At 75.7% G+C, this 24,970-nt stretch carries 23 protein-coding genes and 1 riboswitch; of the genes, 20 read left to right on the top strand and 3 right to left on the bottom strand.

Features of this window, described 5'->3' with window-relative positions; translation table 11 throughout:
• Window positions 1-96: 96 nt before the first annotated feature.
• From AMPC_RS18255 to AMPC_RS18205, 11 genes are all read left to right on the top strand, one after another.
• A complete protein-coding gene (locus AMPC_RS18255; RefSeq protein ID WP_248342967.1) occupies window positions 97-1,008 on the top strand; it encodes a S1C family serine protease in 912 nt (303 codons plus the stop codon).
• On the top strand, window positions 1,005-1,955 hold the full coding sequence (locus tag AMPC_RS18250) for a trypsin-like peptidase domain-containing protein (protein ID WP_248342966.1): 951 nt from the start codon (window positions 1,005-1,007) through the stop codon (window positions 1,953-1,955). The genes AMPC_RS18255 and AMPC_RS18250 overlap by 4 nt, the downstream gene beginning before the upstream one ends.
• 137 nt (window positions 1,956-2,092) lie before the next feature.
• A complete protein-coding gene (locus AMPC_RS18245; protein WP_248342958.1) occupies window positions 2,093-2,560 on the top strand; it encodes an aminoacyl-tRNA deacylase in 468 nt (155 codons plus the stop codon).
• A 189-nt stretch (window positions 2,561-2,749) separates the two neighbouring features.
• Window positions 2,750-2,998 (top strand): hypothetical protein, encoded by a 249-nt coding sequence (locus tag AMPC_RS18240; protein ID WP_248342956.1) that lies wholly within the window; start codon window positions 2,750-2,752, stop codon window positions 2,996-2,998.
• On the top strand, window positions 2,995-3,381 hold the full coding sequence (locus AMPC_RS18235; RefSeq protein WP_248342954.1) for a ComEA family DNA-binding protein: 387 nt from the start codon (window positions 2,995-2,997) through the stop codon (window positions 3,379-3,381). Before AMPC_RS18240 ends, AMPC_RS18235 begins: the two co-directional genes overlap by 4 nt.
• A 25-nt stretch (window positions 3,382-3,406) precedes the next feature.
• Window positions 3,407-3,581: riboswitch (cobalamin riboswitch) on the top strand.
• Window positions 3,582-3,650: 69 nt separating this feature from the next.
• Entirely contained in the window at window positions 3,651-5,627 is a 1,977-nt protein-coding gene (locus AMPC_RS18230) for a TonB-dependent receptor (protein ID WP_248342952.1), read from the top strand.
• Window positions 5,624-6,895, top strand: coding sequence for a hypothetical protein (locus tag AMPC_RS18225; RefSeq protein WP_248342950.1), 1,272 nt, complete (start codon window positions 5,624-5,626; stop codon window positions 6,893-6,895). Before AMPC_RS18230 ends, AMPC_RS18225 begins: the two co-directional genes overlap by 4 nt.
• Complete coding sequence (locus AMPC_RS18220) at window positions 6,883-7,743, top strand: ABC transporter substrate-binding protein (protein WP_248342948.1); 861 nt, start codon at window positions 6,883-6,885, stop codon at window positions 7,741-7,743. Before AMPC_RS18225 ends, AMPC_RS18220 begins: the two co-directional genes overlap by 13 nt.
• On the top strand, window positions 7,740-8,768 hold the full coding sequence (locus tag AMPC_RS18215) for a FecCD family ABC transporter permease (RefSeq protein ID WP_248342946.1): 1,029 nt from the start codon (window positions 7,740-7,742) through the stop codon (window positions 8,766-8,768). Before AMPC_RS18220 ends, AMPC_RS18215 begins: the two co-directional genes overlap by 4 nt.
• Window positions 8,769-8,777: 9 nt before the next feature.
• On the top strand, window positions 8,778-9,917 hold the full coding sequence (locus AMPC_RS18210; RefSeq protein WP_248342944.1) for an amidohydrolase family protein: 1,140 nt from the start codon (window positions 8,778-8,780) through the stop codon (window positions 9,915-9,917).
• Entirely contained in the window at window positions 9,914-10,732 is an 819-nt protein-coding gene (locus AMPC_RS18205) for an ABC transporter ATP-binding protein (protein ID WP_248342942.1), read from the top strand. The genes AMPC_RS18210 and AMPC_RS18205 overlap by 4 nt, the downstream gene beginning before the upstream one ends.
• On the opposite strand, the gene AMPC_RS18200 is transcribed toward AMPC_RS18205, so the two are convergent.
• Window positions 10,707-11,573 carry a PorV/PorQ family protein gene (locus AMPC_RS18200; protein WP_248342940.1) on the bottom strand — a complete coding sequence of 289 codons (867 nt, stop codon included), beginning with the start codon at window positions 11,571-11,573 and terminating at the stop codon, window positions 10,707-10,709. The genes AMPC_RS18205 and AMPC_RS18200 overlap by 26 nt on opposite strands.
• Window positions 11,574-11,656: 83 nt before the next feature.
• On the opposite strand from AMPC_RS18200, the gene galU reads away from it, so the two are divergent.
• From galU to def, 3 genes are all read left to right on the top strand, one after another.
• Window positions 11,657-12,535, top strand: a complete 879-nt coding sequence (gene galU / locus AMPC_RS18195; RefSeq protein ID WP_248342939.1) for a UTP--glucose-1-phosphate uridylyltransferase GalU — start codon at window positions 11,657-11,659, stop codon at window positions 12,533-12,535.
• A gap of 155 nt (window positions 12,536-12,690) precedes the next feature.
• Complete coding sequence (gene priA, locus AMPC_RS18190) at window positions 12,691-14,904, top strand: replication restart helicase PriA (protein WP_248342937.1); 2,214 nt, start codon at window positions 12,691-12,693, stop codon at window positions 14,902-14,904.
• Window positions 14,905-14,971: 67 nt separating this feature from the next.
• The gene (def, locus tag AMPC_RS18185) at window positions 14,972-15,529 is read left to right on the top strand and encodes a peptide deformylase (RefSeq protein ID WP_248342935.1); all 558 of its coding nucleotides are present in this window, start codon (window positions 14,972-14,974) and stop codon (window positions 15,527-15,529) included.
• A gap of 384 nt (window positions 15,530-15,913) precedes the next feature.
• On the opposite strand, the gene nth is transcribed toward def, so the two are convergent.
• On the bottom strand, window positions 15,914-16,576 hold the full coding sequence (gene nth, locus AMPC_RS18180; RefSeq protein WP_248342934.1) for an endonuclease III: 663 nt from the start codon (window positions 16,574-16,576) through the stop codon (window positions 15,914-15,916).
• 185 nt (window positions 16,577-16,761) lie between these two features.
• On the opposite strand from nth, the gene pssA reads away from it, so the two are divergent.
• The 4 genes from pssA to AMPC_RS18160 are packed head-to-tail and all read left to right on the top strand — an operon-like array spanning window position 16,762 to window position 20,653.
• Entirely contained in the window at window positions 16,762-17,622 is an 861-nt protein-coding gene (gene pssA, locus AMPC_RS18175) for a CDP-diacylglycerol--serine O-phosphatidyltransferase (protein ID WP_248342932.1), read from the top strand.
• 3 nt (window positions 17,623-17,625) lie between these two features.
• Entirely contained in the window at window positions 17,626-18,228 is a 603-nt protein-coding gene (locus tag AMPC_RS18170) for a phosphatidylglycerophosphatase A family protein (protein ID WP_248342930.1), read from the top strand.
• A complete protein-coding gene (locus AMPC_RS18165) occupies window positions 18,228-19,457 on the top strand; it encodes a competence/damage-inducible protein A (RefSeq protein ID WP_248346356.1) in 1,230 nt (409 codons plus the stop codon). Before AMPC_RS18170 ends, AMPC_RS18165 begins: the two co-directional genes overlap by 1 nt.
• Complete coding sequence (locus tag AMPC_RS18160; protein WP_248342928.1) at window positions 19,454-20,653, top strand: hypothetical protein; 1,200 nt, start codon at window positions 19,454-19,456, stop codon at window positions 20,651-20,653. The genes AMPC_RS18165 and AMPC_RS18160 overlap by 4 nt, the downstream gene beginning before the upstream one ends.
• On the opposite strand, the gene AMPC_RS18155 is transcribed toward AMPC_RS18160, so the two are convergent.
• Window positions 20,650-21,087, bottom strand: a complete 438-nt coding sequence (locus tag AMPC_RS18155; protein ID WP_248342927.1) for a hypothetical protein — start codon at window positions 21,085-21,087, stop codon at window positions 20,650-20,652. The two genes, AMPC_RS18160 and AMPC_RS18155, sit on opposite strands and share 4 nt — an antisense overlap.
• Before the next feature lie 75 nt (window positions 21,088-21,162).
• Between AMPC_RS18155 and AMPC_RS18150 the strand changes: the two genes are divergently transcribed.
• Together AMPC_RS18150 and AMPC_RS18145 are read left to right on the top strand one after the other, a co-directional pair.
• A complete protein-coding gene (locus tag AMPC_RS18150; protein WP_248342926.1) occupies window positions 21,163-21,636 on the top strand; it encodes a hypothetical protein in 474 nt (157 codons plus the stop codon).
• Window positions 21,637-21,668: 32 nt separating this feature from the next.
• The gene (locus AMPC_RS18145) at window positions 21,669-24,821 is read left to right on the top strand and encodes a hypothetical protein (RefSeq protein ID WP_248342925.1); all 3,153 of its coding nucleotides are present in this window, start codon (window positions 21,669-21,671) and stop codon (window positions 24,819-24,821) included.
• Window positions 24,822-24,970 lie beyond the last annotated feature (149 nt).

The following is a 24,970-nucleotide window of genomic DNA, read 5'->3' as shown; positions in this document are numbered from 1 at the left end:
GACAGGTCCCGCCCCGTCCCTCCGCACGATGTGGCGCCGGCGGCCCCGGGCTACCTCTCCCTCGCGCCCGCCGTCGCGGGCCGGAGGAGAAGGACGATGGAACGGAGCCTGGCGGTGCAGCTCTCGGACGCCCTCGCGGATCTCGCGGAGCGCGCCGAGGCGAGCGTGGTGCGCGTGGAGGGCGGCGGGCGCTTCCCGATGAGCGGGGCGGCCTGGTCCGCCGATGGCGTCGTGGTGACCTGCCACCACGGGCTCGAGCGCGACGAGGGGATCGAGGTCGGCCTCCCGGGCGGCGAGACGGTCCGCGCCGAGCTGGTGGGCGCCGACCCGGCGACCGACCTCGCGGTCCTGCGGGCCGCCACGGGCGGGCTGCCGGTGCCCGCCTTCGCCGAGGCGCCGCCCCGCGCCGGCGCGCTCCTCCTCGCCCTCTCGCGCCCGGGCCGCGCCGTCCGGGCCGGGCTCGCCGTCGCGGCCCGCGTCTCGCCGCGCCCCTGGCGCACCCCCGCCGGCGGCCGGCTCGACCGCTACGTGGAGCTCGACCTCTCGGCCGCCCCGGGGCTCTCCGGGAGCCTGGTGCTCTCGCTCGACGGCGCCGCCGTCGGGATCGCCACCGCCGGCTTCGGCCGGGGCGCGCCGGTCGCCCTGCCGCCCGCCACCCTGCGCCGCGTCGTCGGGGCCCTGCTCTCGCACGGGCGGGTGCGGCGCGGCTACCTCGGCCTCGCCAGCCTGCCGGTGGCGCTCTCCCCCGCCGCGGCGCGCGCCGCCGGCGCGGGCGCGGGGCTCCTCGTGACGGCCGTGGAGGAGGAGAGCCCGGCCGGGCGGGAGGGGCTCCTGCTCGGCGACGTCCTGCTCGCCGCCGACGGCGAGCCGCTGCGCCACCCCGGCGACCTGCAGCCCATCCTCGAGGAGGAACGGATCGGCGCCGCCGCGCGCCTGCGCGTGTTGCGGGCCGGGGAGGTGCGCGAGCTCGCGATCACCGTCGGCGAGCGGCCGGGGGCGCGGCCGTGACCGCCCTCGCCCAGCTGTCGCGCGACCTCGCCGACCTCGTGGCGCGCGCCTCGCCGTCGGTGGTCGGCGTCGAGCACCGCCGGGGCCAGGGCTCCGGCCTCGTCCTCACGCCCGACGGCTACCTGCTCACGAACGCCCACGTGGTGCGCGGCGCCGAGCCGCACGCCCACGGCCGCCGCGGCCACGAGCCGCTGCAGGTCCGGCTCCCGGGTGGCGCGGCCGCCCCGGCGACGCTCGTCGGCGCCGACGCCCGCACCGACCTCGCCGTCCTGCGCGCCGACGCGCCGGCCCTCACGCCGCTCGCGCTCGCCGAGGCGCGCCGGCTGGAGGTGGGCGAGCTCGTCGTCTCCATCGGCAACCCGCTCGGCTTCGAGCGGTCGGTCTCGACCGGCGTGGTGAGCGCCCTCTACCGCGACCTCCCGGCCGCCGAGGGCGGGCTCCTCCAGGGGCTCGTCCAGACCGACGCCGCGGTCAACCCCGGCAACTCGGGCGGGCCGCTGCTCGACGCCACCGGGACGGTGGTGGGGATCACCACCGCCATGCTCCCCTGGGCGCGCGGCATCGGCTTCGCGGTGCCGGCCCACACCGCGAGCTGGGTCGCGGCGGTGCTCCTGCGGGACGGCGAGGTGCGCCGCCCGGTGCTCGGCGTCGCCGCCCGCAGCGAGGAGCTGTCGCCCGAGGCGGCGCGGCGGTGCGGCCAGCCGCGCGCGGTGCGGCTCGTGGCGGTCGAGGCCGGCTCGCCGGCGGAGCGGGCCGGGCTGCGCGAGGGGGACCTCCTCCTGGCCGCCGCCGGCGCGCCGCTCTTCACGCTCGACGACCTCGCCCGCGCCATGGTGCTCGCGGGGGGCGAGGGGCGGACCGGCGAGGTGCCGCTCGCGGCGCTGCGGGGGGCGGAGCGGCTCGCCGTCGCGGTCCACCCGAGGCCGCCGCTCCGGGAGGCGGCCTGAGCGGGTGGAGCGGGCGAGCGGCCGCGGGCCGCCCCGCCGGGCCCGGTTCCCCTGCGGGGCGGGGGCTGGCGCGGTCCGGCGAGCGGGGCGCAGGATCGTTCACCGGAGGGCCGCGCGCCCTCCCGGAGGAGGCCGCCATGATCCCGAGGAGCATCGAGGCGCACCTGCACGAGCACCACGCCGGAAGCGAGCCGAGATTCCACTTCCGCGCCGTCACCGCCCAGCGGCTCGCGGCGGCGGAGCACATCAGCGGCCGCAGAGTGGCGAAGCCGGTCGTGGTGCGGCTCGACGGGAAGCTCGCCCTGTGCGTCGTCTCGGCCGCCGAGCGGCTCGACCTCGGCGCGCTCGAGCAGGCCACCGGCGCGCCGGCGCGGCTCGCCACCGAGGACGAGTTCGCCGAGCTGTTCCAGCCCTGCGAGGCGGGCGCCGAGCCGGCGCTGGGGATGTTCGGCCTTCCCATCTACGTGGACGCCGACCTGGCGCGGGAGCGGACCCTGCTCATGCGGGCCGGCACGCACGAGGACGCCGTGGAGCTCGACACCGCCGAGTGGATGCGCTGCGAGGGCGCCCGGCCGGTGGAGCGGCTCGGCGCGCGGCTCCACTGATCCGTCACCACGGCTCGCGCCGCCCCAGGACCGCCCTCCCCGGTCCGCGCGCCGTCCCCGCGTCCGCCGCGCGGTCCGCTCCCGGTGAGCGCAGGCGCGCTCCGGCGAGCGCTCGGCGAGGGCACGCGCCTTGCGATGCCCGGTGCGCGGCGCGCGCACTCCCGCGCGCGCCTTCGCAAGGGAGCGCCTGTGAACGACCCCACGACCCACAAGAAGCAGCTGTCGGTGTTCGCCATCATCGACCGCAAGGACCCGAACCGCGCCGCCTACTGGATGAAGATCGGCAGCGCCTTCACCAACCAGGACGGCTCCATCTCGCTCTACCTCGACGCCTTCCCGCTCGGCCCGCACCAGAAGCTGCAGGTGCGGGAGGCGCGCCCGTTCGACGGCCCGCGCCCCACCCGCGCCGAGGCGGGCCTCTCGGAGCTCGCGCCGTGAGCCGGCTCGCCACCGCGGCGCTCGCGGCCGCCCTGCTCCTCCCGGCCGCCCCGGCCCTCGCCGCCAAGAAGCCGCTCGCGCCGGGCGAGCGGATCGACCTCAACCGGGCCAGCGCCGCCCAGCTCATGCGGCTGCCGGGCGTCGGGCGGAAGAAGGCCGAGGCCATCGTGGCCTACCGGCAGCAGCACCCCTTCCAGGCCGCCGAGCAGGTCACGCGCGTGAAGGGGGTGAGCCCGGGCTGGTTCGCCAAGGTCCGCGCCCACCTGTCGGCCGCGGAGCCGCCCGCGAGCCGCGCCGCCGGCCCCAAGGTGGCGCACGCGAAGGGGCCGGGCGCGCACCTTCCGCCGAGGTCGCCGCGCGGCGCCGCGGACCGGCGTCCTTGACAGGCGGCGACGCGAAAGGTTACGCACCGAGCCGCTTCACCCGCTCGGAGGAACAGGGAAGCCGGTCCAAGTCCGGCGCGGTCCCGCCACTGTAGCCGGGGTCAAGCGTCTGCACGCAGTAGCCACTTCCGGCCGTCGCGCCGGAGGGAAGGCCGCAGACGCCGCGGCGTCGTCGCCGCACCCCGGGAGCCAGGAGACCTCCCTCCGAGCAGCGCCGCGAATGGTTCGCGGCGCATCAACGGGTCCGCGTCCGAAGGAGACGCGAAGACTTGGCGCTCGACCGTCACGCCCTCGGGGGCGAAGCCCGCCTGTTCGCGCTCGCCCTCGCGGCGACCGGCGCCCTCGCGCTCGCGCCCGTCCCGGCCGCGGCCGGCGAGGGCGCGCCGGCGCCCGCCGCCGAGGAGCCGCCGCCCGTCACCCTCGACGAGGTGGTGGTCCGCGTCCCCCGCGCCGAGGTCGCCGCGGATCCGACCGCGGCCGCCTCGGTCGTGGAGGCGCGCCGCTTCGCCGGCGAGGCGAAGGAGGTGGCCGAGCTGGTCTCGACCGCGCCCGGCGTCGCGGTGAACGAGTACGGCGGGCTGGGTCACCTCTCCACCGTCTCGATCCGCGGCTCGAACTCGGACGGCGTGAAGGTGCTCCTCGACGGGCTCCCGCTCTCGGGCGCGGCCGGCGGCGGCTTCGACCTCTCCACCGTGCCGCGCCAGTGGCTCTCGCGCGTGGAGGTGGTGCGCGGGGCCGAGGGGGCCCGCTACGGCGCCGGCGCGCTCGGCGGCGTCGTGAACCTCGTCACCCGCCCGGCGGCCGCCGGCAGCTGGTCCTCCGAGCTCTCCTGGGGCTCGTTCTCCACCGGCGCGGCCTCGGCCGACGTCGCGCTCGGCGGCGAGGGCTGGGGCGCGCTCGTCGCCGCCACCGCCCAGGGCTCGAAGGGCGACTTCACCTGGCTCTTCGCCGAGCGGCCCACGGTCCCGGGCAGCGCCCGGATCGAGCGGACGCGCACCCACGACGACGTGGCGAGCGGCGGCGCGCTCGCGAAGGGCTGGCTCGACGCGGCGGGCGGCCGCTTCGACTGGCTGGCGCAGCTCTCCGGCGGGGAGCGGGACCTCCCCGGCTTCCCCTACCAGCTCACGCCGCGCGACTGGGAGCACGACCTGCGCGCCGCGCTGCTGGTGCGCCACGCGCGCGAGCTCGGCGACGGGCTCGTCCTCTCCTCCGGCCTCTCCGGCCGGCTCGACCGCACCGACACCCTCGCCGCCATGACCCGCCCCGACCCGTTCCGGCAGCGGGACCTCGACGGGGAGGCCTGGCTCGGCGCCACCCTCACCCGCGGCGCGCGGGTCACCGACGCCGAGCTCCGCGCCGGGGTCGAGCGGCTCTCGTCCGACGGCGAGGGCGACGCGCGCGCCAGGCCGCGGGCCGCCGTCGCGCTCTCGCACGAGGCGGCCGTCGCCGACGGCCGGCTGCGGCTCACCGCCGCCGGCCGCGCCGAGGCGCAGGGGCAGTACCGCGGGCTCTCGGGCAAGCTCGGGGCGAGCCTCGCGATCGCGGGGCCGCTCTCGGTCCGCGCCAGCGCCGGCCGCACCTTCCGCGCGCCGAGCTTCGCCGAGCTCTTCCTGCAGCAGGGCATCCTGCAGCCGAACCCGGGCCTCGCCTCCGAGACGAGCTTCACCGCCGACGCCGCCCTGGTGGCCGACGGCCGGCTCGGGCTCGCCAGCCTCGGGGCGTTCGGCGCGCTCTACGACGACCTCATCGTCTACCAGCCGGCGAGCCAGGGGCGGCTCAAGCCGTTCAACGACGGCAAGGCGTCCGCGGCGGGGCTCGAGGCGGAGGTGGCGAGCGCGCCGGTCGGGCCGCTCGGCCTCTCCGCCGCCGCGGCCTACACCTACCAGGTGACCGAGACCCTGCGCGGCGAGGCGGCCGAGCTGGGGCGCGACGTGCCGCACCGGCCCCGCCACCGCGTCTACGCCCGGCTGGCGGTGGCGCCCGGCCCCTTCGGCGGCCACGTGGAGCTGCACCACGTCTCGTCGCAGTACCAGGACTCGCGCAACCTCCTCGCCGTCCCGGCCGCGACCACGCTCAACGCCGGCGCCTCCCTGCGCCTCCTCTCCCGGCCCGACGTCCGCGCCGGCGTGGAGGTGAAGAACCTGCTCGACGACCGCACCCTCACCGATCCGTTCGGAAACCCGCTCCCCGGCCGCATGATCCTGCTGGTCCTGCGCGCCGGGAGCACCACCCCAGGAGCCCCATGAAGCGCACCGCCCTCACCACCCTCCTCCTCGTGGCCCTCGCCGCGCTCTCCGGCTGCAGCAAGGACCTCGTCTGCGCGGGCGACCAGCTCGTCTGCTCCGACGCCTGCACCTCGATCCGCACCGACGCGAAGAACTGCGGCGCCTGCGGCCACGCCTGCGGCAGCGGCGAGGCCTGCCAGGCGGGGGTCTGCACCGACTGCGCCGCCACCGGCACCTGCGCGGTCGCGGTCTACGCGGCCTGCTTCGACACCAACGCCATCCAGGGGGCGACGCAGGATCTCGTCGCCGCCGGCGAGCCGCTCGCCACCGACGCCGGCCCGGACGCCCTCGTCCCGGTGGGCGGCGAGCTCTGGGTCGCCAACGACCTCAGCAACACCCTCTCGCGCGTGACCTTTGCCGGCACCCGCGCCATCCAGAACCAGGCGGTCACGCTCACGAGCGTCGGCTACTCGGACCTCTCCTACCTCGCGGTCCACGCGGGCCTCCTCTACGCCTCCAACGCCCCGGCCGGCACGCTGGTGGTGATCGACCCGGTCGCGAAGGCGGTGCGGGACGAGATCCCGCTCGGCGCGGCGGGCGAGGGGGTGAACCCGCAGGGCATCGGCTTCGTGCAGGACCGCGCCTACGTCGCCCTCCAGGCCAACTACGGGTACGCGCCGCTCAACGCGGTGGCGGTGGTGGACGTCTCGAAGGAGGCCACCTGCGCCCACCCCGCGAGTGGCTCCTGCGGCCAGGTGCTCGCACGCATCGACGCCGGCGCGAACGCGCTGCCCTACCGCGTCCTCCCCTTCACCGAGGGCGTCGGCGCCACCGGGAAGGTCTACGTGACGCTCGCCAACCTCGATGCGAGCTTCAACCCCGCCGGCGACGGCAAGCTCGCGGTCATCGACCCCTCCACCCAGACCGTCGCGCAGACCGTCACGCTCACCGGCTGCCAGGACCCCGCCGAGCTGGCGCTCGTGGGGAGCACCCTCTGGGTCGCCTGCGGCTTCCAGGCCTACGGCACCACGCCCCCGGCGACCGGCGCCGGCTTCCTCCCGGTGGACCTCTCCACCAGCGTGCCCACGGTCCAGTCGCTCGTCGCGACCACCCAGCAGCCCGGCAGCGTCGCCCTCTGCGGCGGCAAGATCTATGCTGGCGACCGCGCCTCCGGCGCCATGCTGCGCCTCGACCCGGCGGCCCGGACCGTGACCGTGAGCGGCTCCCCGATCTGCCCGGCCAACTCCCACGGGAACGCCCTCGTGTCCGCCGTCTCATGCGCCTTGTAGCCGTCCTCGCCCTCGCGCTCCTCTCCGCCCCGGCGCTCGCCGCGCCGGCGGAGGGGGGCCGCGCCCACGCGCTCTGGCTCGGGCCGAGGCCGCCCGCGGTCCCGCGCCGCGTGGTGGCGCTCGCGCCGAGCCTCACCGACATGGTGGTGGCGCTCGGCCACGCCGACCGGCTGGTGGGCGTCACGCGCTACGACGACGCGCCCGAGGTGGCGCGCCTGCCGCGGGTGGGCGGCTTCCTCGATCCGTCGCCGGAGCGGGTGCTCGGGCTGCGGCCCGACCTCGTGCTCTGGCTCACCGATCGCGGCGCCGACGCGGCGGTGCGGCGGATCGCCGACCTGGGCGTGCCGGTGCTGGCGACGCCGGTGGTGAGCGTCTCCGACGTGCTCGCGACGGCCCGCGTCCTCGGCGCCGCGCTCGGCGACGCCCCGGCGGGCGACCGGCTCTCGGCCTCGCTCTCCCGGGCCATCGAGGCCGCCCGGGCCCGCGCCGCCCGGGCCCGGCGCGTGCGCGTGCTGTTCGTCGTCGGGCGCGACCCCCTGGTGGTGGCCGGCCCGGGCAGCTATCCCGACGAGGTGCTCCGGCTCGTGGGCGGCGAGAACGTGGTCCAGGGCACCCGGCCCTGGCCGGTCTACCCGCTCGAGAAGGCGGCGGCCGACGATCCGGAGGTGGTCATCGACGCGGCCGTGCTCGAGCCGAGGGAGGGCATCTCCCGGCTCTCGGCCATCCCGGCGGTGCGGCGCGGCGCGGTGCGCCGGCTCGCGAACGACGACGCGCTCCGCCCCGGCCCCCGGCTCGCGGGCGCGCTCGAGGCCCTCTACGCGGCCGTCCACGGCGAGGCCCGGCCTTGAAGCGGGCCCTGGGGACGCGGCTCGGGCTCACGGTCGCGGCGGGGCTCCTGGCGCTCGCCGCGGCCATCGCCGTCTCCTCCACGCTCGGCTCGCAGCCCGTCTCGCTCGCGGCCGCGCTCCGGGGCGGCGAGCCCGACCGGACCATCCTGCTCGGGCTGCGGCTCCCGCGCGCCCTCCTCGGCGCCCTGGTGGGCGCGGCCCTCGCGGCGGCCGGCGCCGCGCTCCAGGCGCTCCTGCGCAACCCGCTCGCCGAGCCGTTCGTGCTCGGCGTCTCGGGCGGCGCGGCGCTGGGCGGCACCCTCGTCCTCCTCGCCGCCACGTTCGTGGGGCAGGTCGCGGCCGGGGCCGGCGCGCTGCTCGGCTCGGCGCCGCCGGTCGCGCTCGGCGCCATCGCGGGGGCGGCCGCGGCCACCGCGCTCGTCTTCGCGCTCGGCCGGATCGGCGGCCGGCTCGTCCCGGAGGCGGCGCTCCTCGTCGGCATCGTCTTCAACGCCTTCGCGGCGGCGGTGATCACCATCCTCAAGGTGCTCGTGCCCCCCGACGAGGCGGCGCGGCTGCTCTACTGGCTCATGGGCTCGCTCGGCTACGTCTCCCCCGGCACCCTCGCCATGGGGGCGGTGGGCGTCCTCGCGAGCGTGGCGCTCCTCGGGGCGCTCTCGGCGCGGCTCAACCTCCTCGCGCTCGGCGACGACGAGGCGGCCTCCCTCGGGGTGGACGTGGGGCGCGCCCGCGCCCTGGTCTTCCTCGGCGCGAGCGCCGCCACCGGCGCCGCGGTGGCCCTCTCCGGCATGGTCGGCTTCGTCGGGCTCATCGTGCCGCACGCGGCGCGCCGGGTGCTCGGCCCCGACCACCGGGTGCTCGTCCCGGCCTCGGCCCTCTTCGGCGCCGCCTTCCTGGTGCTGGCCGACGCCGTGGCGCGGGTCGCCTTCCTCCCGCTCGGGACGGAGCCGCCGGTGGGCGCGCTCACCGCCTTCGCCGGTGGCCCGCTCTTTCTCTGGCTGCTGCGGCGCGGGGAGCGGCGGTAGGATGCCGCCGTGATCCCACCCCGGCGCATGTGGCTCGCGGTGCTCGCGCTCTGCCTCGCGGTCACCGGCGCGGTGCTCGGCGTCGCCGGGTGGTCCTTCCGCCGCGACGCCCCGGAGCGCGCCCGGCGCTTCCGCCCGCTGCCCATCCCCAAGGTGGACGTGCACCAGCACGTCGGCCCCCGCACGCTCGCCGACGCCGTCCGGCTCGGCGCCTCGCAGGGGATCCGGGTGGTGGTGAACCTCTCCGGCGGCGCCGACGACGAGGCGCTCCAGGCCCAGCTCGCCGCCGCCGCCCGTCACCCGGGCCGCGCCCTGGTCTTCATGGGGCTCGACCTCGAGGGCTGCTGCGACGAGGGCTGGCAGCGGCGCGAGGTGGCGCGGCTCGAGCGCGGCAAGGCGGCCGGCGCCCGCGGGCTCACCCTCTACAAGGCGCTCGGGCTCACCGCGACCGACGCCGCCGGCCGGCGCGTCCCCGTCGACGCGCCCGCGCTCGACCCGGTCTTCGAGGCGGCGGGCCGGCTCGGCCTGCCGGTCTCGCTGCACGCCGCCGACCCCAAGGCCTTCTTCGAGCCGCGGGGCGAGGACAACGAGCGCGAGGCGGAGCTCGCCGAGTCGCCCGAGTGGTCCTGGGCGGACCGGGCCCGGTACCCCGCCTGGCAGGAGGTCTTCGACGAGTACGTGCGCCGCGTGGCGCGCCACCCCCGCACCACCTTCATCGGCGTCCACTTCGGCAACGACGCCGAGGACCCGGCCGAGGTGGGCCGACTGCTCGACCGGCTGCCCAACCTGTGGGTGGACACCGCCGGCCGCGCGCCGGAGCTGGGCCGCCGGGCCGCCACCCGCGCGGTGATCCTGGCCCACCCCGACCGCGTGCTCTTCGGCACCGACCTCCAGTGGATCGAGGGGGCCGAGGGCGAGAAGGGGGTCATCGCCGGCGCGGGCTGGGCGGCCGGCGCCGAGGAGCTGCGCCGCTTCTTCGACGGGAACTTCCGGTTCCTCGAGACGCGCGACCCGGCCATCCCGAGCCCGACGCCGCTCCAGGGCGACTGGAACCTGCCCGGGCTGGGGCTCCCGCGCGACGTGCTCGAGCGGCTCTACCACCGCAACGCCGAGGCGCTCCTCGGCCTCCCCCCGCTCGATCGCCCGTGACCGCGCCCTTCCCCGACGGCGACCTCATCGAGGTCCGCCAGGCCTCGTTCCGCTACGGCGACGCCCTCGCGCTCGATCGCGTCTCCTTCACGGCGCGGGCCGGCGAGCTCGTCGGGCTGGTGGGGCCGAACGGCGCCGGCAAGAGCACGCTGGTGCGGCTCGTGGCCGGGCTCGCCGCGCCGCACGAGGGCTCGGTGCGGCTCGCCGGGCTCGACCCCTCCCGCGCGGCGCGCCGGGAGGTGGCGCGGGTCTGCGCGCTCGTGCCGCAGGAGCCGCCGGTGCACTGGCCCTTCACGGTGCGCGAGGCGGTGATGATGGGGCGCGCCCCGCGCCAGAACTTCTTCGCGGCGGCCGGGCCGCTCGACCGGGGCGCCGTCGAGGGCGCGCTCCAGGCCTGCGAGCTGCTCCACCTCGCCGACCGCCGGCTCGACGCGCTCTCCGGCGGCGAGCGGCGCCGCGTCTTCTTCGCCCGCGCGCTCGCGCAGGAGCCGCGCGTGCTGCTCCTCGACGAGGCCACCGCCTTCCTCGACCTGGCCCACCAGGTGGCCGCGATGCGCATGGCCGAGGTGGCCGCGCGGGCCGGCCTCTGCGTGGTCGCGGTCCTGCACGACCTCAACCTGGCCGCCGCCTCCTGCGACCGGCTGGTGGTGCTGTCGCGCGGCCGGGTGGTGGCCGAGGGGGCGCCGCGCGAGGTCCTCACCGAGGCGCGGGTGGAGGCGGTCTGGGGGCTGCCGGTCTGGCGCGGGGAGAACGGCGCCACCGGCGACCCGGTGGTGCTGCCGCGCGGCCCTACATCCCCGGGAGCATCATCTTGAGCGCCACGCCGACGGTCCGGCGCGAGCCGTCGTCCACCGCCTGCCGGTAGCCGACGTCGAGCGCCACCCCGCCCGCGGTGACGATGCCGGCGCCGGCCGTCCAGAACGAGCCGCCGAGCGTGTCGTCGGAGACGAAGCCGGCGCGCAGCGGGAACATCTCGGCGAGCAGGTACTCGACCCCGCCGCTCCAGGCGTTGGTGAGCTTGGCGTCCTTGCGGTCGAAGTCGCCGCGCCAGTCGCCGACCACGTGGAAGCTCCGCTCGTCGCCGAGGGCGATCCCCACGCCCGCCCCGCGCGGCATCTGCTCGCGGTGGCTCGAGGAGAGGAGGTTGTACCCGGCCGCGCCGAGCGAGAGGTACGAGTTGACGCGCCAGTAGAGCCCGGCGTCGGCGTTGAGGTCGCGGACCCGGTCGCCCGGGCCGTCCACCTGGAAGTACTTGCCGGTCACGCCGAAGAAGAGGCTCTCGCCGATCGGCGTCGCCAGCGCCAGGTGGTAGGCGTTGCCCTGCGTCTTGCCGGCCGGGAAGCGGGTGTAGGCCATGCCGGCCGCCACCGAGGCGCCCGCCGAGTCCACCACCGAGAGCCCGAGCCACTGGGCGTCGGTGTCGGCGCCGGTGCGGTCGGTCACGAACTGCGCCTCGAGCGAGTAGCGCTTCTGCGCGGCGAGCGAGGCCGCGTTGAGGAAGATGCCCTCGTTGCCGCCGGTCAGGCCGCGGAAGGCGCCGCCGAGCGAGAGGGCGCGGATGCCGCCGAGGTCGGCGGCGGTCATCGGGCCGGGCGTCGCGGCCCGGGCGGGCCCGGCGAGGAGAGCCAGCGTGGCGGCGAGGGCGAGCGAGCGCATGGTGGGCGAAGATTACCGGCGCGGGCGGGGGCGCGGCAATCGCCGCTTCACGCTCCGGGCGGACCCGGTTAGATTCCCGGCCCATGTCCACGCGCCCCATCCGCAAGGCCGTGATCCCCGCCGCCGGCCTCGGCACCCGCTTCCTCCCCGCCACCAAGGCGGTCCCGAAGGAGCTGCTGCCCATCGTGGACAAGCCCACCATCCAGTACATCGTGGAGGAGGCGGTGGCGGCGGGGGTGCGCGACGTGATCCTGGTCTGCGCCCGGGGCAAGGACTCGATCGTCGATCACTTCGACATCGCCGGCGAGCTCGAGCACAACCTGGAGAAGCACGGCAAGACGGCGCTGCGCGACCAGATGCGCGCCATCGCCCGGATGGCGAACGTGGTCACCGTGCGCCAGCAGGAGCCGCTCGGGCTCGGCCACGCCGTGCTCTGCGCCAAGGACCTCGTCGGCGACGAGCCCTTCGTGGTCATGCTCGGCGACGACATCATCGACGCCCCGGTCCCGGCGACGAAGCAGCTCGCCGACTGCCACGCGCGCACCGGCCTCGGCGCCATCGCGCTCATGGAGGTGCCGCCCGAGGAGGCGCACCTGTACGGCGTGGCGGCCGGCGCGGCGCTGGACGAGCGCACCATCCGGATCGACCGGCTGGTCGAGAAGCCGAAGCAGGACGCCCCCTCCAACCTGGCCGTGATCGGCCGCTACGTCCTGCCGCCGCGCGTCTTCGAGATCCTGGAGCGGCAGGAGCCGGGCGTGGGCGGCGAGATCCAGCTCACCGACGCCCTCGCCGTGCTGGCGCGCGAGGAGGGGCTCGCCGGCTACCGCTTCGAGGGCGAGCGCTACGACGCCGGCGACCGGTTCGGCTACCTCAAGGCCAACATCGCCTTCGCCCTGAAGCGCCCCGACCTGCGCGACCCGCTCCGCGCCTTCATGCGCGAGGCGGCGGGCGAGGAAGGGTAGCGCGGCGCTGCTGGCCCCGAGCCCCTCCTCCCCTCTCCCCGCGCGCGGCGACCTGCTCACCCTGAGCACCCCGAGGTTCCCCTCTCCCGCGCAGCGGGGAGGGACAGGGAGGGGGCGCCCCCCGCGCCGTCCGGCTCGCTGCTACACTCCGCCCCGTGCTCGTCGAGGTCGCCGTCGCCGCCGCCGTCCGCGGCACCTTCACCTACCGGGTCCCGGCGTCGCTCGAGCCCGAGGTGACCCTGGGGCGCCGGGTGGCGGTGCCGTTCGGGCGCAGCCCGCGGGCGACCGGCTACGTGCTCGGCTTCCCGGAGTCGGCGCCGGACGGGGTGGCGCTGCGCGACGTCGCCGCGGTCCTCGACCAGTTCCCGCTCTTCACCGCGCCGCTCGTGAAGCTCCTCCGCTGGGCGGAGGACTACTACCTCGTCCCGCCGGGCGAGCTCTTCCGCGCGGCGCTGCCGCCGGGGCTCAACGCGCGCGGCGGCGGGGAGGCCCCGGCCCGGCGCGCGGTGGAGTTCGCGGCGCCGTGCGACGGCGCGGCCGGCGCGCTCGACGGGCTCGGGCGGGCCCCCGCGCAGCGCGCCGTCCTCGAGTACCTCCTCGCCCGCGGCCGCATCCCGCTCGAGGAGCTGCGCGCGGCGCTCCCCAAGGCCCGCCCGGCCCTCACCGCGCTCGTGAAGCGCGGGCTGGCGCGGGTGGAGGCCGAGGCGCCCGCCCCGGCCGGCGCCGAGCTCCCCGCGTCGGCCGCCGCGCCGGCGCTCACGCCCGCGCAGGCGGCGGCGCTCGCCGCGGTGGAGGAGGCGGCCGGGGCCTACACGCCCTTCCTGCTCCTCGGCGTGACCGGCTCGGGGAAGACCGAGGTCTACCTGCAGGCCATCGCCCGGGCCCGCGCCCGCGGCAAGGGGGCGCTGGTCCTGGTGCCGGAGATCGGCCTCACCCCGCAGCTCGCCGGCCGCTTCCGGGCCCGCTTCGGCGCCGACGTGGCGGTGCTCCACAGCGGCCTCACCCCGCCGGAGCGCCACGCGGAGTGGCTCCGGCTCCGGCGCGGCGAGGCGCGCATCTGCGTGGGCGTGCGCAGCGCCATCTTCGCGCCGGTGGAGGACGTCGGCGTCATCGTGGTGGACGAGGAGCACGACGGCTCCTTCAAGCAGGAGGACGGCCCGGCCTACCACGCCCGCGACCTCGCCGTGGTGCGGGCCCGGCTCGAGCAGGCGGTGCTCCTGCTCGGCTCGGCCACGCCCTCGCTCGAGACGCTCGAGAACGCCCGGCGCGGCAGGTACCGCCTGCTCGAGCTCCCCGAGCGCGTGGACGGCCGCCCCATGCCCGAGGTGGAGGTGGTGGACCTCTCGCGCCGGCGCGGCGGCGGGCGCGGCGCCGCCAGGCCGGAGCTCGGGCTCCTCTCCCCGCGCCTCGCGGAGATGCTCCGGGAGACGCTCGCCGCCGGCCAGCAGTCGATCCTGTTCCTCAACCGGCGCGGCTACGAGACGCTGGTGGTCTGCGAGGACTGCGGGCGCGAGGAGCAGTGCGAGCGCTGCTCGGTCTCGCTCACCCACCACCGGAGGCGCAACGTCCTCACCTGCCACTATTGCGGTTACTCGGTCCCGGTCACGCCGGAGTGCCCGGCCTGCGGCGGGATGCGCCGGGGGCTCGGCGTCGGCACCGAGCAGGTCGAGGCCGGCGTGAAGGCGCTCCTCCCCGGCGCCCGGGTCGAGCGGCTCGACCGCGACGCGGTGTCCGGCGCCGACGACCTCGCCTCGGTGCTGGCCCGCTTCGCCCGCCGGGAGCTCGACGTGCTGGTCGGCACGCAGATGGTGGCGAAGGGGCACGACTTCCCCGGCGTCACCCTCGTCGGCGTGGTGCTCGCCGACACCTCGCTCGCGCTCCCCGACTTCCGCGCCCGCGAGCGGACCTTCCAGCTCCTCGCGCAGGTGGCCGGCCGGGCGGGGCGCGGGGGCGAGGCGGGGCGGGTGCTGGTGCAGACCTTCCACCCCGAGGAGCCGGCCATCGACTGCGCCCGCACCCACGACTACGCCCGCTTCGCCGAGGGGGAGCTCGCCTGGCGACGGCAGCTCGCCTACCCGCCCCACGGCCGGATGATGGCGGTCCGGGTGGAGGGGAGCGAGGCGGGCGCGCGGCGCACCGCCGAGGCGCTGGGGCAGGCGGCCCGGCCGGCGCTCGGGCGGGCGATGATGCTCGGGCCCGCCCCGGCGGCCCTCGAGCGGCTGCGCGGCAAGAGCCGGTGGCACCTCCTGTTCAAGGCGCCCGACGCCGCGTCGCTGCGCCCCGTCCACCGGGCGCTCGCCCGGGTGGCGGCCAGGCCCCCGGGCGGGGCGGCCGTCCGGTTCGACATGGACCCGTACTCGATGCTCTGACGGGCGCTCTGGAGTGCGCGGCCCGTTCTGGCCGTTTAGAAAAGGTCTTGATAGACTGGACTACTCCATGATTCGTGAAATCGTCATCTGGCCCGACCCCGTCCTGAAGAAGGTCGCGAAGCCGGTGGACGCCGTCGACGACGGCATCCGCCGCCTCCTCGACGACATGTCGGAGACCATGTACGCCGCCGACGGCGTCGGTCTCGCCGCGCCGCAGATCGGCGTGGACAAGCGCTGCATCGTGATCGACACCTCGCCGCGCCAGGAAGGGCAGAAGCTCATCCACCTCGTGAACCCGGTCATCGTGAAGGCCGAGGGCGAGACCACCTACACCGAGGGCTGCCTGTCGATCCCGGGCGAGGCCGAGGACGTGGACCGGTTCGCCAAGGTCTGGGTCCGGGCGCTCGACTACTCCGGGAAGCCGTTCGAGCTGGAGTGCGACGAGCTGCTCGCCATCGCGGCGCAGCACGAGCACGACCACCTCGAGGGCACGCTCTTCGTGGACCACCTCTCGAGCCTCAAGCGCGAGCTCATCCGGCGGCGCATGAAGAAGCTGAAGCAGGACCGCGCCGCCGAGAAGGCGGAAGACATCAAGACGGCCGCGAAGCACAAGTCGGCCTTGTAGTCGCCTCATTCGTCCCCGAGCGCCGCATCAACGGCCGACGGGAGCCCTCCCGAGGCGCGCAGCGCAGGCGGGCCGCCCGCCGGCGTCGGACCGCGTGACACGATGGAAGCGCCGCTCCCCCCTGCAACGCCGCAGCCGGAGCCGCACGCCAGAGCCAGATCGGCACCGCAGCGGGGTCGAGCGCTCTGCGCCCAAGGCGCCGGTCACCGATCAGCGACCGGGCGGAGCCGCCGGAGCGAGCACCGCAGCGGTGGGCTCCCGGCGGCCCCGCGGCGCGGGCCGCGAACGTGGTGCAAAGGAGGCGCGTTGCACCGCTGGCCGCCCCTCCCCTGCCCTCCCCGCCCGAGCGGGGAGGGAGTGCCGCGGGGCGCGCGCTTCAACCAGCTATCCCGGGCGGCCTCTCTTCACCCCGCGCTTCGGGCACAGGTCGCCGACCGCGCACCGGGGACAGGCCGGCGCGCGCGCGGTGCAGGTGAGCCGGCCGTGCCAGACGAAGAGCTGGTGGGTCCTGCCCCAGCGCGCCTCGGGGTAGAGCGCGCAGAGGTCCCGCTCCACCTTGTCCGGATCCTCCTCGCGCGTGAGGTCGAGCCGCCGCGATACCCGGCCGACGTGGGTGTCCACCGGGAAGGCGGCCCCCGCGCCGAGGTGCACGAGCACCACCCCCGCCGTCTTGCGCCCCACCCCCGGCAGCTGCTCCAGCGCCTCGCGCGTCCGCGGCACCCGCCCGCCGTGCTCCCGCGCGAGCGCCCCCATCGCCGCCACGATGGCCTTCGCCTTGGCGCGGTAGAGGCCGAGCCGCTGGATGTAGGGCCAGAGCTCCTCCGGGCGGACCGCGGCGTAGCTGGCGGCGTCGGGGAAGCGGGCGAAGAGGGCCGGGGTGGCGAGGTTCACCCGGGCGTCGGTGCACTGGGCCGAGAGCACCACCGCGACCAGGAGCTCGAGATCACTCCGGAACTCGAGCGCGATGCGCGCCTGCGGCAGCGCCTGCCCGAGCCGCTCGGCCACCTCCAGCGCGCGCTGGCGCTTCTCTGTCCTCGATTCACGCACGGCGGTTCCGGGTGCGAGGGCGCAACTTACCGGATACGCCCACACTGTCCCACCCGGAACCGGCTTCGCGCTCGACAAAGCCTCCCCTCCGTGCCAGCCTCCGCCGCAAGAAAGGAGGTTGGACCCCCCTTCCGGGCCCCCCGGCGGGCTTTCCCAGCCACCGCCGCCCGCAAGGTCTCGACCCGATGCAGATCAACCTCCGCAAGGCGATGTTCGTGCTGCCCAACCTCTTCACGGTCAGCTCGATCTTCCTGGGCTTCTACGCGATGACGCTCTGCGCCGGCGAGCCCACCCCGGCCCAGCTCAACCGCGCCGCCCTGGCCATCTTCTTCGCGATGTTCTTCGACGCCTTCGACGGTCGCGTCGCCCGCATGACGAAGACGCAGTCGGAGTTTGGGGTGGAGCTCGACAGCCTGGCCGACGTGGTGAGCTTCGGCGCGGCCCCCTCCCTCCTCGTCTACAAGTGGGCGCTCGCCCCGCTCGGCTTCGCCGGCCTGGTGGTCAGCTTCGCCTTCGCGGCCTGCGGCGCCCTCCGGCTCGCCCGCTTCAACGTGCTCGCGCACCGCGGCGAGAAGGGCTCGTCCCGCTTCTTCGTCGGCCTGCCCATCCCGCTCGCGGCCGGCGCGCTCGTGTCGCTCGTCATCGCCCACTACCGCACCTACGGCGAGCTCACCGCCCCGGCCGACCGGATCCCCATCGCCATCGTGGTGGGGCTGCTCTCCTTCCTGATGGTCTCCACCGTCCGTTACCGCACCTTCAAGGACGTCCACCTCTCCCCCAAGAGCCTCCTCACCTTCGCCTTCCTCTGCATCGCCGGCCTGGCGATGGGGATCGTCACCCGCGCCTCCTTCGTGATGGTGGTCTACATGGCGGCCTACATCGCCATGGGGCTCGCCGAGGCGGTATTCGCGCGCCGCCGTCCCACCGAGGAGGTGGTGGCGGCGCTGCCGCCGGGCGTGCGCGCCGAGATCGAGGCCGACGAGGCGCTCGAGCCCGACGACGACGACGTTCCCGGGGCGGAGAAGGAAGGCGACGAGTACATCTAGCCCGTGTCCGACCCGAAGCCCGAAGCTCCCGCCACTCCCGATCTCTCCACCCTCCAGCGCGTCTCCGGCGAGCTCAAGAAGGGCCGGCCCGACGGCCCGCCCGACGGCTGGACCCTGCTCGCCGCCTGGGGACCCTGCGGCTACGTCCCGGTCGCGCCGGGCACGGCCGGCACGCTCGGCGCCATCCCGCTCTTCTACGTGCTGCGGGACCTGCCGCTCCCGCTCTACCTCCTCACCACGGTCGCCTTCATCGCCCTCGCCTGCTACGCCTCGCACCGGGCCGGGCGGTACTGGAAGGTGGTGGACGCCTCGCAGATCGTCGTGGACGAGGTGGCGGGCTACCTCGTCACCATGGCCTTCGTCCCCTGGAGCTGGCCGGCCGCGGTGGCCGGGTTCGTCTTCTTCCGCATCTTCGACGTGCTGAAGCCCTGGCCGGCGTCGCACTTCGACCGGAAGGTGAAGAACGGCTTCGGCGTGGTGATGGACGACGTCATGGCCGGCGTCTGGTCGGCCTGCGCGATGGCGGTCCTGATGCTCGCGCTCCGGCTCTGGTTCGGCTGCGAGGGCGGCGCGCTCCACTTCTGGTGCGCCGAGCTGACGCCGTGATCCCCACCGTCGAGATCCTCTCCACCGGCGACGAGCTGCTCACCGGCCAGGTGGTGGACACCAACTCCACCTGGCTCATGGACCGGCTCTGGGACCTCGGCCTGATGGTCCGGCGCAAGACCCTCGTCGGCGACGACCGCGGCGACCTCCAGGCCGCGCTGCGCGAGGCGACCGCCCGCGCCGACGTGGTGGTGATGAGCGGCGGCATGGGCCCGACCGAGGACGACCTCACCGCGGAGTGCGTCGCCGCCGTGCTCGGCGTGCCGCTCGAGCGGCACGAGCCGTCGCTCGAGGCCATCCGCCGCCGCTTCCAGCACTTCGGGCGCCCCATGACGCCCAACAACGAGAAGCAGGCGCTCTTCCCGAGGGGCGCGGCGGTCATCCCCAACCGCTTCGGCACCGCCCCCGGCTTCTCGGTGCAGCTCGGGCGGGCCCGGCTCTACTGCCTCCCGGGCGTGCCGGTCGAGTACAAGGGGCTCTGCGACGAGGCGGTGCTGCCGGCGCTCGCCGCCGGGCTCGAGAGCGTCCCGGCGGGGCGGGTGGTGAAGCTCTTCGGCCTCGGCGAGTCGGCGGTGGACCACGCCATGCGCCCGCTCATGGACGCGCCCGAGAACCAGGGCGTCCGCTTCGGCTACCGCGCCCACTGGCCCGAGGTCCACGTGAAGTGGACCGTCGGCGGGGAAGACGCGACGGCCCGGGCCGACCGGCTCCTCGGCGAGGTGCGGGCCCTCTTCGGCGACGCGGTCTGGGGCGAGGGGAAGGACGAGCTGCCGCGGGTGGTGGTCGAGCGGCTGCTCTCGCGCGGGGAGCGGGTCACCACCGCCGAGAGCTGCACCGGCGGCCTCGTGGCGGAGCTCCTCACGAGCGTACCCGGCTCCTCCGGCGCCTTCGACATGGGCGTGGTCGCCTACTCCTACGAGGCGAAGAGCGCGCTGGTGGGCGTCCCGGCGGAGCTCATCGCCGCCCACGGCGCGGTGTCCGAGCCGGTGGCGCGGGCGCTCGCCGAGGGGTCGCGGGCGCGCGCCGGCGCCACCTGGGGCGTCGGCATCACCGGCATCGCCGGCCCGGGCGGCGGCACCCCGGAGAAGCCGGTGGGCACGGTCCACCTCGCGCTCGCCGGGCCGGGCGGGACCGCGCACGTGGCGCGGCTCTACCGCGGCGACCGCGACCGGGTCCGGCGCAGCACCGCGTTCGAGGCGCTGTTCCTGCTCCTGCGGGCCATGCGGTGAGGCGGGCGGAGCCGGCCCTCTTCGTCGGCTCGCTCGCGATCTTCGCGGCCTTCGCCGGCCCCCACCTCCTCCAGACCTCGCAGGCGCCCCACTTCCTCTGGCAGGCCCAGGCCTGGCTCCACGGCCAGCTCCACCTGCTCGCGCCGCCGCCGAACCTGAACGACTGGGCCCGCGTCGGCGAGCGCTGGTACGTCTCGTTCCCACCCGGGCCGGCGCTCCTCCTCGTGCCCGGGGTGGCGCTCCTCGGGCTCGGCTTCCCCGACGTCGCCTTCACCGTGGCCTTCGCGGCGCTCAACGTGGTGCTGGTGTTCCGGGTACTCGAGCGGCTGCGGGAGTCGGGCGAGGACCGGCGGACGCGCGCCGAGGACGTCGCCCTGGCGCTCCTGTTCGCCTTCGGGACGGTGAGCTTCTCCTGCTCCATCCGCGGCGAGGTCTGGTTCACCGCCGAGGTGCTGGGGGTGACCGCGAGCTGCCTCTTCCTCCTCGCCGCGCACCGCGCCGCCCACCCGCTCGCGGCGGGGGTGGCCTGGAGCTTCGCCGCGGTGACGCGCGCGCCGCTCCTCTTCTCGGGCCTCTTCTTCCTGCTCGAGCTCGCGGCCGGCGGGGGCGCGCTCGGGCGCGGCCTCGGGTGGCGCGCGGCGCTCGCCGACCGGGCCCGCTGGCGGAAGCTCGGGCTCTTCCTCCTCGGCGCGGCCCCGCTCCTCGGGCTCGCGGCGGCCTTGAACCAGGCCCGCTTCGGCTCACCTTTCGACTTCGGCCACGCCCACCTCTGGCACAACCGCGTCAACGCCGACGTGGCGCGCTGGGGGCTCTTCTCGCCGCACTACCTCGAGAAGCAGCTCCACGCCGCCTTCACCCGGCTGCCGCACCTCGCGGGCGGCCGGCTCGCCTACGACCCCGACGGCCTGTCGCTCTTCGTGACCACGCCGCTCTTCCTCTTCCTGCTCTGGCCCCGCGAGCGGCCGCGCCTGCACCGGATCCTCTGGCTCACGGTCGCCGCCACCGCCCTCCCCGGCTTCCTCTACCAGAACACCGGCTACGTGCAGTTCGGCTACCGGTTCAGCCTCGACTACACGCCGCACCTCTTCCTGCTCCTGGCGCTCGGGGGCAGGCCCATGGACTGGCGCTTCCGGGCCGCCGGGCTCGCGGGCGTGGCGGTGAACACCTGGGGCGCGCTCGCGTTCCGGGGAGGCTAGCGGCGCAGGCAGAAGAGCTCGAGGAACCGCTCCCAGGAGACGAACCCGCCCGCCGTGGCGACGAGCTCCGCGTGGAGCGCGGCGGCGCCCGCGAGCAGCTCCGGCTCGGGCCGCAGCGCGTACCGGTCGGCGAGCCCGGCCTCGGAGAGCACCCGCTCGCAGAGGTTCTTCACGTTGGCCGCCCGGCCGGCGAGGTCGCCCTGGCGGTCGAGGAGGTACCCGATGAGCCTGCCGATCTGCTCGCGGGCGGCCACCCTCGCGTGGGCGCCGCCGGCCACCAGCGCCTCGTTGACGCGGTCGGGGTGGGCGTCGGGCACGACGAGCCAGGTGAGGGCGCTCCGCGGCGCGTACCCGGCCCGGGTGAGGGCGGCCACGCAGCGGGCCTCCTCCTCGGGCGTCTTGCAGCGGATGCGCACCAGCGGCTCCGTCTCCATGCCGCTCGCTTACCCTGGCGCCCCCGGGCCCGCAAGGGCCACCCGCTCCCGCCCGGGCCGCTTATCATCCAGGGGGTGACCGCCCCCGACCCCGCGCTGCTCGAGCTCCTCCGGGAGCGGAGCGGCCTCTCGATCGACCTCGAGGGTCGCTTCCTCCACCGCGGCGAGCCCATCACCCACGCCCGGACCCTGGCGGTGCTCTGGGGCTCCCTGGAGCGCGCCCCGGACGGCCGCTACCTCGTGCACGTGGGGCGGGAGAGCGGGTACGTGCGGCTCGCCGACGCGCCCTACGTGGTGCGCGCCGTCTCCGAGGCGCCCGGGGGCCCCGTCCTCCACCTCACCGACGGCACCTCCGAGCCGCTCGCGCCGGCCACCCTGACGGTGGACGGCGAGGGCGTGCTGCACGCGCGGGTGAAGGGCGGCCACCGGGCCCGCTTCTCGCGGGCGGCGCAGGTGACGCTGGGGCTCGCGCTGGAGGAGGACCCGTCGGCGCCGGCCGGGTTCGCGCTGCGCCAGGGCGGGACGCGGCATCCGCTCGGGAAGGAATGACGGACCGTGACGGAGTGGGTATCTTCCGGGGGATGACGAGGGCCCTCGCGCTCCTGTGGCTCGCCGCGGCGCCGGGGCTCGCCCTCGCCCAGTCGGCGTTCGGCACGCCCAGCTTCGGCGAGGCGCTCCTGCAGGTGGACCGGATGCTGCAGCTCCACGCGGGCGAGCTGCGCCTCGGCGACCCCCTCCCGCAGACCTTCATCCTCCCGGAGCGGCCCGGGCAGAACCAGGTGGCCTGGTTCGAGTTCGACTGGCGGCGGCTCGACGTGCCCCCGCCGGCGGGCGGCAAGGGCGGCATCCGGCTCTACTACTACGAGCGGGAGCGCGAGGTGGCCGAGCGCGCGCTGCCGGCCATCCGCTCCTCGTACCTGCGGCTCGTGGACCAGTTCCACTACAGCCCGACGAAGCCCATCCCCTACATCCTCTACAGCTCGCAGCGCGAGTTCCAGACCACCAACGTCTTCCAGGTCACCGAGGCGGTGCTCGGCGTCACCTCGCCGCTCGACCTCAAGATGTCGCTGCCGTACTTCGGCGACCACGAGAAGTTCCGCGAGGTCTCGACGCACGAGATGGTGCACCAGTTCACCATCCAGAAGCTGCTGGATCTGGCCGGCGGCGACGACGTCGCCTCGCCCCTCGACAACTTCCCGCTCTGGTTCATCGAGGGGATCGCCGAGTACTACGCCAAGGGCGGGCTCGACCCGGAGTCGGACGCCTTCCTCCGCGACCTGGTCTGGAACCCCGACCCCGAGCACCACTACGAGATCCTGCCCTTCGCCGAGGACCGCTACCGGGGCTACATCCCCACCTACAAGCTCGGCCAGGCGCGCGTCACCTTCATCGCCGAGGTCTACGGCAAGGAGAAGATCCAGGCCTATCTCGAGAACGCCTTCCTGATGGGCTCCGGGCGCGAGGGCGCCCCCACCGAGCGCGGCTTCGCCTCGCTCACGAAGCGGGTGCTCGGCGAGCCCATCGACCAGGTGGACGCGCGCTGGCGGGCCTGGCTCAAGAAGCGCTACTACCCGGAGTACCTGCGCATCCGGCAGGACCTCCCGAACGTGCGCGAGATCCAGCGGCTCCCGGCCGAGCCCGAGGCCTTCGTCGCGAGCGCCGACGGGCAGCTCCTCTTCTTCCGCGGCCTCGACCGCGAGGAGGGGCGGGCCCGGCTCTACCTCGCCGACGTGCGCAGCCCGCAGTCGGCCGAGCAGGTGGCCGAGGACGGCGGGCCGGGGGTCGAGTCGCTCCACCCGGTCGAGCACGGGGTGCTGGCGCTCGCGAAGGACCGGCTCGCCTTCGCGGCGCAGGTCGGGCCGGGGGACGTGCTCTACCTGCAGGAGTTCGCGCACCGGCCGCCGGAGAAGGGGCACGGGCCCGAGATCACGCTCGGCCCGCGGCGCGTCCTCCCCCTGCGCCACCCCCAGGGGCTCCGGTTCATCGAGCTCTCCGATCCGGTCTTCTCGCCCGACGGGAAGGAGCTCGCCTTCGCCGGGCTGACCGAGCGCGGCCAGCAGGACGTCTACGTGGTGCCGGTGGAGGGCGGGACGGCGCGGCAGCTCACCGACGACGACTACGCCGAGCGCGACCTCGCCTGGGGCGCCGACGGGATCACCTGCTCCTCCGACGCCACCGACCACGGCCGGTTCAACCTCTTCCGCATCGACCCGAAGGACGGCCGGCGCACCCGGCTCACCACCGCGGCCGTCAACGACCGCTACCCGCGCCCGCAGGCGGACGGCTCGCTGCTCTTCTCGAGCGACCGCGGGGGGCGCACCGACCTCTACCTGCTCAAGGACGGCCAGGCGCGCCGGCTCACCGAGTTCGCCACCGGCGTGCAGAGCCCGTTCCCCGCCCCCGACGCGCGCGGCATCTACGCCTCCACCTTCTACCGCGGGCGCTTCCGGCTCGTGGAGGTGCCGCGGGCGGCGGTGCTCGAGGACGACTTCGAGCCGCAGCCGGAGGCGGGCGGCGAGCCGCTCCGGATCCCGCTCGCCTCGATCCCGCCGCAGACGCCGACCTACCAGCCGTTCAAGCTCGCCAACTGGAAGCCCGACGCGGGCATCGTGTACGGCGGCGGGGGCGCCGGCGCGGTGGCCGGGCGGGCGGCGCTGCTCTTCACCGACATCCTGCGCGACCACGTGGTCTACCTCGACCTCGCGGTGTACGGCTCCTTCGACTACACGCAGGCGATGGTGCTGTACGAGGATCGCTCGCGGCGCCGCAACTGGGCCTTCGGCGCCTACCACTTCGTGCAGCAGCAGCTCGACCGGCTCGACCCGAACCTCTCCTACTTCCAGCGCGACTTCGGGCTCATCGGCTCGCTCCGGTTCCCCCTCGACCGGTTCCAGCGGCTCGAGACCGAGCTCTCCTTCGGCGCCCTCCAGCGCTACTGCCTCACCGACCTCAGCCCCAGCGTGCAGACGGTGAAGGATTGCACCGGCATCCAGACCGAGCACAGCCCGGCCGGCCGCACCGACGACTGGCGGAACCGCAACGGCGGCGTGACCCCGACCGTCACCCCCACCGTCCGCTACGGCTACGACACCGTGCGCTTCGACCCGTTCACCGGGCCCATCGAGGGGAGCTCGTTCCTGTACGAGCTCGGCGGCCAGTACCTCCCCAGCCGGACGGCCGTGACCGGCTTCACCCGCTTCGACGCCGCCCACTGGTTCCAGATCGTGGGGCGGATGAACCTCATGGCCCGGCTCGCCGCCGGGTCGAGCTTCGCCTCCGAGCCCAACAAGACCTGGGCCAAGAGCTGGTGGCTCACCTCGGCCGACAACCTGCGCGGCTTCAACCCGCTCGACACCGCCTTCCTCGTCGGCCAGAGCTATTACGTCGCCAACGTCGAGCTGCAGGTGCCGCTCGACGCGCTCATCCACCTCTTCATCTTCGACTACGTCGAGGGCGTCGCCGCGATGGACTTCGGCGGCGTCTTCAACGAGCTCGAGAGCCGCAACTACCAGATCTGCGACGGCGGCTCCGGCCAGTGCTTCGCCGGCCACCAGGCCGGGGCCTGGGAGTCTCGAACCCTCACCGGCGTGCTCGGGGCCAACGTGCTCTTCGGCCCGCTGCTGCTGCGCGTCCACTTCGGGCACCCGTTCGACATCAAGGGGCAGAAGACGCCGGCGATGATCGACCACACCTCGTGGGTGACGAACATCACCCTGCGGTACTTCTTTTTCTGAGCGGGGCTCGCCCGGCAGGGGACTCGCCGCGAAGGATCGGGGCGTGCCACCTTGCTGGAATGCCGCCATCCGGAGAGGGCATCTGGCGATCCGCACTTTGCGGGTCACTCACGGTGGCCATCTTTCTGGGGGGATGTGGACCGAGCGTT

The sequence above is a fragment of the Anaeromyxobacter paludicola genome (assembly GCF_023169965.1).
Classification (GTDB): domain Bacteria; phylum Myxococcota; class Myxococcia; order Myxococcales; family Anaeromyxobacteraceae; genus Anaeromyxobacter_B; species Anaeromyxobacter_B paludicola.
Note: the sequence above shows the minus strand (reverse complement) of the source record. Positions and strands in the feature narration are given on the sequence as shown.

Excerpts from the sequence above, each read along its gene's own strand:
- AMPC_RS18145 (WP_248342925.1), top strand. The coding sequence starts at position 21,669 with ATGACGAGGGCCCTCGCGCTCCTGTGGCTCGCCGCGGCGCCGGGGCTC.
- galU (WP_248342939.1), top strand. The coding sequence starts at position 11,657 with ATGTCCACGCGCCCCATCCGCAAGGCCGTGATCCCCGCCGCCGGCCTC.
- AMPC_RS18155 (WP_248342927.1), bottom strand. The coding sequence starts at position 21,087 with ATGGAGACGGAGCCGCTGGTGCGCATCCGCTGCAAGACGCCCGAGGAG.
- AMPC_RS18225 (WP_248342950.1), top strand. The coding sequence starts at position 5,624 with ATGAAGCGCACCGCCCTCACCACCCTCCTCCTCGTGGCCCTCGCCGCG.
- AMPC_RS18245 (WP_248342958.1), top strand. The coding sequence starts at position 2,093 with ATGATCCCGAGGAGCATCGAGGCGCACCTGCACGAGCACCACGCCGGA.
- AMPC_RS18200 (WP_248342940.1), bottom strand. The coding sequence starts at position 11,573 with ATGCGCTCGCTCGCCCTCGCCGCCACGCTGGCTCTCCTCGCCGGGCCC.
- def (WP_248342935.1), top strand. The coding sequence starts at position 14,972 with ATGATTCGTGAAATCGTCATCTGGCCCGACCCCGTCCTGAAGAAGGTC.
- pssA (WP_248342932.1), top strand. The coding sequence starts at position 16,762 with ATGCAGATCAACCTCCGCAAGGCGATGTTCGTGCTGCCCAACCTCTTC.
- AMPC_RS18255 (WP_248342967.1), top strand. The coding sequence starts at position 97 with ATGGAACGGAGCCTGGCGGTGCAGCTCTCGGACGCCCTCGCGGATCTC.
- AMPC_RS18220 (WP_248342948.1), top strand. The coding sequence starts at position 6,883 with ATGCGCCTTGTAGCCGTCCTCGCCCTCGCGCTCCTCTCCGCCCCGGCG.